Consider the following 10,250-nt stretch of genomic DNA (forward strand, 5'->3'; position numbering starts at 1 on the left):
GGTCGAGGAGGTATCTGGACGTGTCGCTGCTGGACGAGTGATCATGCCGACGGCTGGCGGTCGCCTGCTGGAATTTGCGCAAGATTATTGACAGTACCGAGGATTCACGGTTTGCTTTAGAAATGACGGTTAGCGTAGCTTGAAACTACGACACCCCTCATTTCTAAAGCAGATTTTCGGAAAACTGAAGCGAAAAACTACGCTAACTGTCATTTCTAAAGCACGCAGCGTGCGCCTCTAGACCTCGTGCACCGTGAAGGCGAGGGCGGCGGCGTCGGTGATGTCATCGAAAGCCCATCCTTTGGCCGAGCGGCTCGCGCTCGTCGGGTCGTGCAGCACGATGTGGGAGTCCTTGTCGATGTCGTCCAGCACCACCACTGAGGAGGCGGGCGCGAAAGTGCCGGGCTGCGTGACGACGAGCACGGGCACATTCGAGACGATGGCGTGGCGCAGCGTCCGGTCGTCTACGATCATGGGATCCACGGCGAGCCCGAACGCGGTGCCTCCCTGCTGCAGGAAGGCACCGATGGTGTCGACGCCAGCGGCAGTCAGATCGTGATCGGTGGCCCATTGAGCGAACTCGACGGGAGTGTAGGTGGTGTCGCCCGTGGCCGCCACGTAGGCCATGGCCAGGGCGACGGGGGCGGCCCCGGTGGAGGCGAGCGTGGCCTGCCCATAGGGCACGTCGGCCCAGGAGGTGTCACTTTGGTACAGCGAGGGCACGACGCCCTGCTCCCACTGGTCCGCGGCCGTGCTCTGGGCGGCGCCCGCATCGGCGGTGGCGTACGGCGAGTCGGCGGCCGCCGGCGCCGGCAGCAGCCACCAATAGGCCAAAAGCGCCACGAAGAGCAGTACCAAAGCGGCGGCTACGGCGTAAATTGCCAGACGCAGTCCTTGGTGGGCCCGCATCATGGGAACGAGTCCCTGGGCCTTCAGCTCGGAAAGCTGCGGATGGTTCGAGGCATAGGCGCGGAAAGCACGCCACGACGGCGTGAGCATCGGGTGCTCGGCGCGGTCGGTCAGCTCGAGGGTGACGGGATCGGGAACGAAGTTGCTCGCGGCCGCGGCGCGCGGATGCAGCGAGGCGGTGCGAACGGGGCGCGCTGCTTGCCCGTCATCCTGCGGCTGCGCGGCGCCCGGGGAGTTGCCCGCAAGGGAAGGGCGCGGGGAGCGGGGTTTCGGCTTCGCCGCGGAGACGCTCGGAGGGACGGTTCCGGTAGCCGACAGCTTGCGACGATGGACGGTAGCGGTGCTCATGGCCGTATCCTCTCCTGAATAGACGTTTCCCTTTCCCGACTAGTTTATGGAAGGCGCGGTCAGCAGGGATGACGGACCGTCAAACGTCATGGCGGCGCGGCCCATTTGTCACCGCCCGTGCCCGTTTCGTCAGATTCCCGTAGAAATATGAGCGAAAAGCCTTGCGATTGATCGCAGGAGTGCTAAACTCCCGAGCCAAGTTAATACCGATGAAATGCGTTGACGAGGAAAAGTAGGGGCGAACCCATCTGAAGAGAGCCTGCGGTTGGTGCGAGCAGGCGGTGGGCGACCCGAACAGCCACCTCTGAGCAGTTCGGTGCGAACGACCTTTCGGTTGACAGGCTTACCGCCGGGCCGAAGGGGGCAAGTAGCGTCGGACCGGCGACACCGTTATCTGTCGTAGAGCCTCCCTGTGCGCGTCGTCGCACGGCTGTCTCGTTTTCCGGCCCGGTGCATCTTGCAGCGGGTTTTTGTGTATTTGGAGACGCAGCGCGAGAGGAAGCGAGGCCTATGGAACTGAGGAGCGACCAGATCAAGCGAGGGGTGGCGCGCGCGCCGCACCGCAGCCTGCTCAAAGCGGACGGCATCACCGACGAGGAGATGGACCGCCCCTTCATCGCGGTGCTGAGTTCGCGCAACGACGTCATTCCCGGGCACACCCACTTGGACAAGATCGCCGAGGCCGTGAAGGCCGGCATCTATATGGCCGGTGGCGTCCCCTTCGAAATTTCCACCATCGGCGTGTGCGACGGTATCGCCATGAACCATGAGGGCATGCACTACTCGCTCGTATCGCGCGAGGTCATCGCCGATTCCGTGGAATGCGCCGTCATGGGGCACGCCTTCGATGGCCTGGTGTGCATCCCGAACTGCGACAAGATCGTTCCCGGCATGATCTTGGGCGCGCTGCGGGCGAACGTGCCGACGGTGTTCGTCTCCGGCGGCCCCATGCTTCCCGGCACGGGCCCGGACGGGGAGGGCTCCACCGATCTGAACACGCTCTTCGACGGGGCGGGGAAGGTGGCGGCCGGCACCATGACCGCAGACGAGCTGGCCGCCCTCGAGGACACGGCCTGCCCCACCTGCGGCAGCTGCTCGGGCATGTTCACGGCGAACTCCATGAACTGCCTGTGCGAGGCGCTCGGCATCGCGCTTCCGGGCAACGGCACCGTGCCGGCCGTCTACTCCGAGCGGATTCGTCTGGCCAAGCGCGCGGGCATGAAGGTGATGGAACTGCTCCGCGATAACGTGCGCATCAAGGACATTCTGAATGCGGCGGCCGTGCGCAACGCCATGGAATGCGACATGGCCTTCGGCGGCTCCACGAACACGGTGCTGCACCTGACGGCCATCGCGAACGCAGCGGGATGCCCCATCACCATGGCCGACTGGGACGCAGCCAGCGCGCGCACGCCGCACTTGGTGAAGCTCGCGCCCTCCGGCCCGCGCCCGCTCATCGACCTGTACCGTGCCGGCGGCGTGCCGGCGGTCATGGGGGAGCTGGGGCGGTTGGGGCTGCTGGACGAGAGCGCGCTCACCTGCATGGGGCCTCTGCCCGAGTACCTGGCGAGATGCTGCCCCCCGGGCGACGGCGAGGTGTGCCGCACGGGCGAGAACCCCTATTCCGCCCAGGGCGCCCTCAAGGTGCTCTACGGCAACCTGGCGCCCGACGGCTCGGTGGTGAAGAAGGCGGCGGTGGATCCGTCCATGTTATGCCACACCGGGCCGGCCCGCGTGTTCGATTCGGAAGAGACGGCCTGCGCGGCCATCAACGGCGGCGCGATCGTCCCGGGAGATGTGGTGGTCATCCGCTACGAGGGGCCGGCCGGAGGCCCGGGCATGCGCGAGATGCTCGCGCCCACCTCGGCCATCTGCGGCATGGGGCTTTCCACCTCGGTGGCCCTGATCACCGACGGGCGCTTCTCCGGCGCCACCAAGGGGCCGGCCGTGGGGCACGTGAGCCCCGAGGCGGCGGCCGGCGGCCCCATCGCCCTCATCTGCGAGGGCGATTCCGTCACCGTGGACATCGAGGGCGGCGCGCTGACGCTGAACGTGAGCGACGAGGAGCTCGCGCGCCGGCGCGCGGCGTGGGAGCCACCGGCGCCCAAGCACGATGCGGGCGTGTTGGCCAAGTACGCGAAACTGGTAACTTCTGCTGACAAGGGGGCGATCATCCTGTGAGCGATATCAACGACAGCACTGCAGCCGCAAGCGCGGCAACGCCGGCCGAGGGCAAGCCGACAACGCCGGTCCGGCGCAACGCCGCCACCCAAGGCGCGCCCCGGGGTGCGGGCTCGCGCACGGCCAAGCAGGGCCGCACCATGCTTGGCGCCGAGGCCGTCGTCGCCAGCCTCGAGGCCGAGGGGGTGACGACGGTGTTCGGCTACCCGGGCGGCCAGGCCATCAAGCTCTACGACGCGCTGTACGACTCCGACCAGATCACCCACGTGCTCGCCCGCCACGAGCAGGGGGCCGTGCACATGGCCGACGGCTACGCCCGCTCCACCGGGCGCGCCGGCGTGGCCATCGTCACCTCGGGGCCGGGCGCCACGAACACGGTGACCGGCATCGCCACGGCCTACATGGACTCCGTGCCCCTCGTCGTCATCACCGGCCAGGTGGGCCGGGGGGTCATCGGCACCGACTCGTTCCAAGAGTCCGACATCGTGGGCATCACGATGCCCGTGGTCAAGCACTCCTATCTGCTGCAATCCACCGACGAGCTCACCCGCACCATCCGCGAGGCCTTCCACATCGCCGTCACGGGGCGCCCAGGCCCCGTGCTTATCGACATCCCGAGCGACGTGGCTGGCGAGACCATGGTGTTCGAGTACCCGGATGCGGTGAACCTGCCCTCCTACAAGCCCACCTACCGCGGCAACGCCAAGCAGATTCGCGCCGCCTGCCGCCTTCTGGAAGAGGCGGAACAACCTCTGCTCTACGTCGGCGGCGGCGTCATTTCATCAGAGGCGACCGACGAGATTGTGGCCCTCATGGACAAGATGCGCATTCCCGCCGTCGTCACCCTCATGGGCAAGGGCGGCGTGCCCGCGAGCCATCCGCTGAATTTGGGGCCGGTGGGCATGCACGGGGCGAAGTACTCGAACATGGCCATGACCGAGGCCGGCCTCATCATCGCCGCCGGCGCGCGCTTTTCCGACCGGGTCACCGGGCGCGTCACCGAGTTCGCCCCCAACGCGAAGATCGTGCACATCGACATCGACCCGGCGGAGATCGGGAAGATCCGCGATGCCGATGTGCCCATTGTGGGCGACTTGAAGGGCATCATCGCCGGCATGCTCGAGGTGCTCGAGAAGGACGGCGCCACCCCGCGCGACGACCAGTGGATCGCCGATATCGACGCGTGGCGCGCCCGCTACCCGTTCTACCACCCGAACATGGCCGAGAACGAGGAGAGCGACGAGATCGTCCCCGAGCTCGTTATCGCCGAGCTGGGACGCCAGCTGGATCCGGCGGCCTCCATCGTCACCACCGAGGTGGGCCAGCACCAGATGTGGGCGCACCAGTTCCTGCCCCGGGAGTTCCCGCGCACCTTCCTCTCCTCAGGGGGTCTGGGCACCATGGGCTTCGGTTTCCCGGCCGCCATCGGAGCGGCGGTGGCGAACCCCGATGCCACGGTGGTCTGCATCGCCGGCGACGGGTCGTTCCAGATGAACTCCCAGGAAATGGCCACGGCCGCCATCAACGGCGTGCCCGTGAAGGTCATGATCCTGGACAACCGCTGCCTCGGCATGGTCCACCAATGGCAGAAGCTGTTCTACGACAAGCGCTATTCTCAGACGCTGCTTGCGCCCGTGCCCGACTTCGTGAAGCTGGCGGAGGCCTACGGCTGGGAGGGCGAGCGCGTGGAGGCGCCCGGCGAGGTCGCTGCTGCTATCGAGCGCATGCTGGCCGCAGCGGGGCCCTACCTTTTGGACGTGGCCATTTCTCCCGATCAGAACGTCTATCCCATGGTGGCGCCGGGGGCGGCCTTGGGCGACGTCATGGGGGCGATCGACGTGGCCGTGGGCGCCGTGCGCACCGATGTGCCCGCCGCCCCGGGTTCTCTGCGGGCCCGGGCGGCCGCGGCCGGCGCGGCGGCCGCCACCTCTCCCTGCGCCAAGCTGGACGCCCAGTTCGGCGGCCGCTGGGAGATAGACCCCGAGGACACGGGCGCCCGTTTGGGTCAGGACGGCTCCACCGTGGACGTGCGCCCCGAAGACTGGAAGACCCTGTTCCGCGACGGCGACGAAGAGAAGGGGGGCGCGCGATGAAGCACGTTCTGTCTGTCCTGGTTGAGAACCGCCCCGGCGTGCTGTCCCGTGTGACAGGCCTCATCTCCCGGCGCGGCTTCAACATCGAATCGCTGTCCGTGGGCCCCACCGAAGACCCCACCCTCTCGCGCGTCACCGCCATCGTGCTCGCCGACGACGTGGCCTACGAGCAAATCACCAAGCAGCTGCACAAGCTCATCAGCGTGCACAAGATCACCGACCTCACCGATGAGGGCGCCATCGAGCGCGAGCTGGTGCTGTTCAAGGTGAATGCCGCGCCCGAGCGCCGCAGTGAGATCATCGAGATCGCCAACATCTTCCGCGCGAAGATCGTGGACGTGGGCAAAAGCTCGCTCACCATCGAGGCCACCGGCGACGACGCGAAGCTTCGGGGCCTTGAGGATCTGCTGCGCGCCTACGGCATCAAGGAAACTGTCCGCACCGGCAAAGTAGCCCTCTCCCGCAGCTCGCGCGATTAGGAAATAGAAAAGGCAACAAGAGAAAGGAACCAAAACCCATGGCCGTCACCATCTACTACGAACAGGACTGCAACCCCGACATCATCAAGGACAAGAAGATCGCCATCATCGGCTACGGATCCCAGGGTCATGCCCACGCGCTGAACCTCAAGGACTCCGGCTGCGACGTGCGCGTGGGCCTGCGCGAGGGCTCGCGCTCCATCGAGGCCGCCGAGGAGGCCGGCCTGCGCGTCACCGACATGGCCACGGCCGCCGAGGAGGCCGACCTCATCATGGTGCTCGTGCCCGACGAGCTGCAGCCCGAGGTGTACGAGACCTACATCGCCCCGCACTTGAAGACCGGCGACACCCTCGCTTTCGCCCACGGCTTCAACGTCCACTACGGCTACATCACCCCGCCTGAGGACGTGAACGTCATTATGTGCGCGCCGAAGGGCCCCGGTCACATCGTGCGCCGCCAGTACACCGAGGGCTCCGGCGTGCCGGACCTCATCTGCGTGGCCCAGGATGCCACGGGCGACGCGTGGGATATCGCGCTGTCCTACGCCTGGGGCGTGGGCGGTGCGCGCGCCGGCGTCATCAAGGCCACCTTCGCCCAGGAGACCGAGGAGGACCTCTTCGGCGAGCAGGCCGTGCTCTGCGGCGGCCTGGTGGAGCTGGTGAAGGCCGGCTTCGAGACCTTGGTGGACGCGGGCTATCCGCCGGAGCTCGCCTACTTCGAGTGCTACCACGAGATGAAGATGATCGTCGACCTCATGTACGAGAGCGGCATCCACTTCATGAACTACTCCATCTCCAACACCGCCGAGTACGGCGAGTACTACGCGGGCCCGAAGGTCATCAACGAGCAGAGCCGCGAGGCCATGCGAGAGATTCTGGCCCGCATCCAGGACGGCACCTTCGCCGAGGAGTTCGTCGCCGACTGCAAGAACGGCCATGCGTGGCTCATCGAGCAGCGCGAGGCCATCAACAGCCACGAGATCGAAAAGACCGGCGAGCGCATCCGCGGCATGTTCAGCTGGATCCACGAGTAGGAAAAATCTCCCATAGTTGTTCCGTAGGGGCTGACCTCGGTCAGCCCTTTTTTGCGTAAGCTTCTGACCAGCGAAAACGAGCTTTGTCACGTAAAGGTGTGACAGGGAAATTTCTTCGCCACGTGACAAAATCACGAGTCTGCGTGATAGGCAGGAGGCTTGGAAGGGGGCATAGTGGGCGGCGTCGAAACGCAAAAAACGGTGAAGCGCGGCGCAAGGAGTGTCCCGGCCGGCTTCGAAGCAAAGAAGGAGATTACCCACTATGAAGATTCTCGGACTGGGCGTGCCTGAGCTCGTTATCATCCTCGTCGTCGTGCTGCTCATCTTCGGGCCGAAGAACCTCCCCAAACTCGGCGCCTCCCTCGGCAAGACCGTGAAGAGCCTGCGCGAGGGCATGGCCTTCGATAAGAAGGACGACGAAGAGGTCGAGGAGATCATCGAGATCGTCGAGGACGAGCCCGAGGTCGCCTACGCCACTGCCGGCGAGCCAGAGACCAAGGTGGTCAAGAAGGTCGTTCGCAAGAAGGCCGAGTAACATCCGTGAACCGTCCCTGCGCCCTCGGGTGCGGGGTTCGTTTCAACCCTCCCTCCCAAGAGAAGCGGCAGCTGCCAGATACGGCCAGCGCCGCTTCTCTTCGTTTTACCAGATGCGGTTCATTTCGTCGGATGTCCCCGTCGGTGAGAACCGATGCGCTTGGTTGCGATAGAATACACCGTTGTCAATGTGAGAGAGAAAGGGAGGTTCATGGCGACGATGACGCTTTCGCGTTTGCGCCAAGCGCGCTACGCCATCCTCGGTTTCGGTTGCAACCAGGCCTTTCTCTTCGCCATGCTGTATCTGGGCTCCTATAACGAGAGCAGCCAGCACGGGTTCCTCATCGATCGGGCCGACCTGCTCTGCGTGCTCCTCGTCATGGCCGCCACCTTCGCGCTCATGACCCGCGAGCGCCGGCGTCGGCATCTCATGGTCGTGGCCGAGGGTCTCGTTCGCTGCTACGCGCTGCCGTTGGTGGGAGCGCTGTACCTCATCGTTGCGCTGCACAGCCTTGCGCCCGGCATTCCGTGGCTCGCGCTTGCCGCCGTGGAGGGGCTGGCCGCCGGCGTTCCGCTCGCGCTGCTTCTATGTCGGTGGGGCCGGGTATTGGGGGAGGCTTCCATCGACCAGTCCGTGCCCGAGGTGTTCATCGGGAGCGCCCTGGGCGCGGCCGTCTGCTTCTTCGTCGTCGCCATTCCGGTAGAGGGCGCCTACATCCTGCTGTACGTGCTGCCCGTGGGAAGTGCCTGGGCCCTGCGTGCGCTCGGCGAGCCTGATGACCGCGACGCCGAGCCCGCGGCGGCCGACGATCCAACCGAGGAGGCCGCCAAGCTCTCCGGTCGCATTATCGCCGGCACGGTGGTCTACGGCCTGGCCACCGGTGCCGTGGAGGCCCTTGCCACCAGCGCCGAGGGGGGAGCCGCGTCATCGCTTTCCGTCACCTTCGTGCTCTTCGTGCTGTATTGCGCCGCTGCGCTGCAGCTCTACGGGGGTCGTCCGCTCTCGGTGGGCGTGCGCGCCGTGCTGCCCACGGGGCCCGATCAGGAGGTGGGGCCGCTCGGCGGCGCGTACCGGCTCGCCATCCTGCTCATGGTGGGCGGTTTCGTGGCGGTGCCGCTGCTGGAGAGCGTGAACGTCTCCGGCGTGGCCGTGGTGCTCGCCGGCTATCTGGGGGTCTTCTCGGTGCTCGTCTCGCTGTTCCTCATCATGGGCCGCATTGGCGGCGGGGACGCGGCGCGCTCCTTCGCCCGGGGCTTCGCGGCGCTGTTCGCGGGCGAGATCACCGGCGTGCTCGTCGGCGGCGTGCTCGGGGCGCTTCCCGGCGCCTTCGACGTGTCGGCGGCGCTCGTGGCCCTGGCCGGCGTGGCGGTGCTGTACGCGTATCTGTTCCTGTTCACTGACCGCGACATGGCAGCGCTCTCGGTGGTCATCGCCCAGAGCGACCGTTTCGAGGAGGCCTGCGAGCTTATCGCGCGGACGGCAAAGCTCTCGAAGCGCGAGGCGGAGATCTTGCCGCTCGCCCTGCGCGGCCGCACCGCCGAGCGCATCGCCGGCGAGTTCTTCATCTCGAAGAACACCGTCGACACGCACCTGCGCCGCATCTACGCCAAGTGCGGCGTGCACACCCGCCAGGAGCTCATCGACCTGGGCGAGCGCACGGAAGCGGAGTTGTAGCCCATGACCGCGCAATCCGGCTTCTCTTTCAACGACTTCGCCGCCGCGGGCCACGTGGCGGCCTCACCCGAGCACCAAGGAGCCCCCATGGAAGTGACCCTGTACTCCGACGGCTCGTCCCGGGGCAATCCCGGGCCGGGCGGCTACGGCACCATTCTGCGCTACACGGCGCCCTCGGGCGCGGTGCACGAGAAGGAGTTCTCCGCTGGCTTTTCCTGCACCACCAACAACCGCATGGAGCTGCTCGGCTGCATCGTGGGCCTGGAGGCTTTGAAGCGCCCCTGCACGGTGACGGTGTACTCGGATTCGCAGTACCTCGTGAACGCCTTCAACCAGAACTGGGTGGCCGGCTGGCTGAAGCGCGGCTGGAAGAACTCGCAGAAACAACCGGTGAAGAACGTCGATCTGTGGAAGCGCCTGCTCGCCGCCAAAGAGCCCCACACCGTGAAGTTCGTCTGGGTGAAGGGCCACGCCGGGCACGCCGAGAACGAGCGCTGCGACGAGCTCGCCACCACCGCCGCCGACAACCCCGCCTGCCATCAGCAAGACACTGGTTTTCGGGGGGATCTGTGAAGATGACCTTCTCGGGAGACTCTGTGTTTGGAAAGATGCAAAAGTAGTCTTTATGGATCGAGTCTCATTTCGCATCAAGGCATGTATAAAGCGCGAGGATTTGGAAAATGTGTTTAAATGGACGGTATTCTAAGATCCGGACAAACTGAAGAGCAAAAAAGCACATTTTCCAAATCTGAATGTTTAATATGCGGAGGATAGAATTACAGACTTCGAGAAAAGCCTGGTAGAGCGATTGCAAAAAATTAGCACTCGCATAATTGCATCGCCGTGATTTGGAAAATGTGTAATTTTGGAAAGAGCAATTTGGAAAATGTGCTTTTCTTGAGTAGTAACCCTCTCCGGTACCAACAATCAGCAGAATCTGGTACCGCCAGTCAGCGGGCTTGGTACCCTGGGTAAGATAAATTGGTACCGCCGCCCA

9 protein-coding genes are annotated in these 10,250 nt (G+C 65.4%); 7 read left to right on the forward strand and 2 right to left on the reverse strand.

The annotated features are described in order from the left end of the window. Nucleotides 1–237 precede the first annotated feature (237 nt). Nucleotides 238–1,257, reverse strand: a complete 1,020-nt coding sequence (locus ACW4QM_RS11185) for a hypothetical protein (RefSeq protein WP_161127859.1) — start codon at nt 1,255–1,257, stop codon at nt 238–240. Between the two features lie 510 nt (nt 1,258–1,767). Between ACW4QM_RS11185 and ilvD the strand changes: the two genes are divergently transcribed. From ilvD to rnhA, 7 genes are all read left to right on the forward strand, one after another. Continuing rightward, entirely contained in the window at nt 1,768–3,438 is a 1,671-nt protein-coding gene (gene ilvD, locus ACW4QM_RS11190) for a dihydroxy-acid dehydratase (RefSeq protein ID WP_114540278.1), read from the forward strand. Continuing rightward, nucleotides 3,435–5,531 (forward strand): biosynthetic-type acetolactate synthase large subunit, encoded by a 2,097-nt coding sequence (gene ilvB / locus ACW4QM_RS11195; protein ID WP_302148273.1) that lies wholly within the window; start codon nt 3,435–3,437, stop codon nt 5,529–5,531. The genes ilvD and ilvB overlap by 4 nt, the downstream gene beginning before the upstream one ends. Beyond that, on the forward strand, nt 5,528–6,010 hold the full coding sequence (gene ilvN, locus ACW4QM_RS11200; RefSeq protein ID WP_022739987.1) for an acetolactate synthase small subunit: 483 nt from the start codon (nt 5,528–5,530) through the stop codon (nt 6,008–6,010). The genes ilvB and ilvN overlap by 4 nt, the downstream gene beginning before the upstream one ends. 38 nt (nt 6,011–6,048) lie before the next feature. Beyond that, a complete protein-coding gene (gene ilvC / locus ACW4QM_RS11205) occupies nt 6,049–7,044 on the forward strand; it encodes a ketol-acid reductoisomerase (RefSeq protein ID WP_114540279.1) in 996 nt (331 codons plus the stop codon). 262 nt (nt 7,045–7,306) lie between these two features. After that, nucleotides 7,307–7,579: a twin-arginine translocase TatA/TatE family subunit gene (tatA, locus tag ACW4QM_RS11210; RefSeq protein WP_117285214.1), complete on the forward strand. Its 273-nt coding sequence runs from the start codon at nt 7,307–7,309 to the stop codon at nt 7,577–7,579. A 210-nt stretch (nt 7,580–7,789) separates the two neighbouring features. Next, complete coding sequence (locus ACW4QM_RS11215) at nt 7,790–9,253, forward strand: helix-turn-helix transcriptional regulator (RefSeq protein WP_114540624.1); 1,464 nt, start codon at nt 7,790–7,792, stop codon at nt 9,251–9,253. 87 nt (nt 9,254–9,340) lie between these two features. Next, nucleotides 9,341–9,826 (forward strand): ribonuclease HI, encoded by a 486-nt coding sequence (rnhA, locus tag ACW4QM_RS11220; protein WP_041715138.1) that lies wholly within the window; start codon nt 9,341–9,343, stop codon nt 9,824–9,826. Between the two features lie 64 nt (nt 9,827–9,890). On the opposite strand, the gene ACW4QM_RS11225 is transcribed toward rnhA, so the two are convergent. Next, a partial coding sequence (locus tag ACW4QM_RS11225; RefSeq protein WP_455798460.1) for a hypothetical protein occupies nt 9,891–10,250 on the reverse strand: 360 nt, incomplete at its 5' end.

This window comes from Adlercreutzia sp. CNCM I-6207, assembly GCF_977072305.1.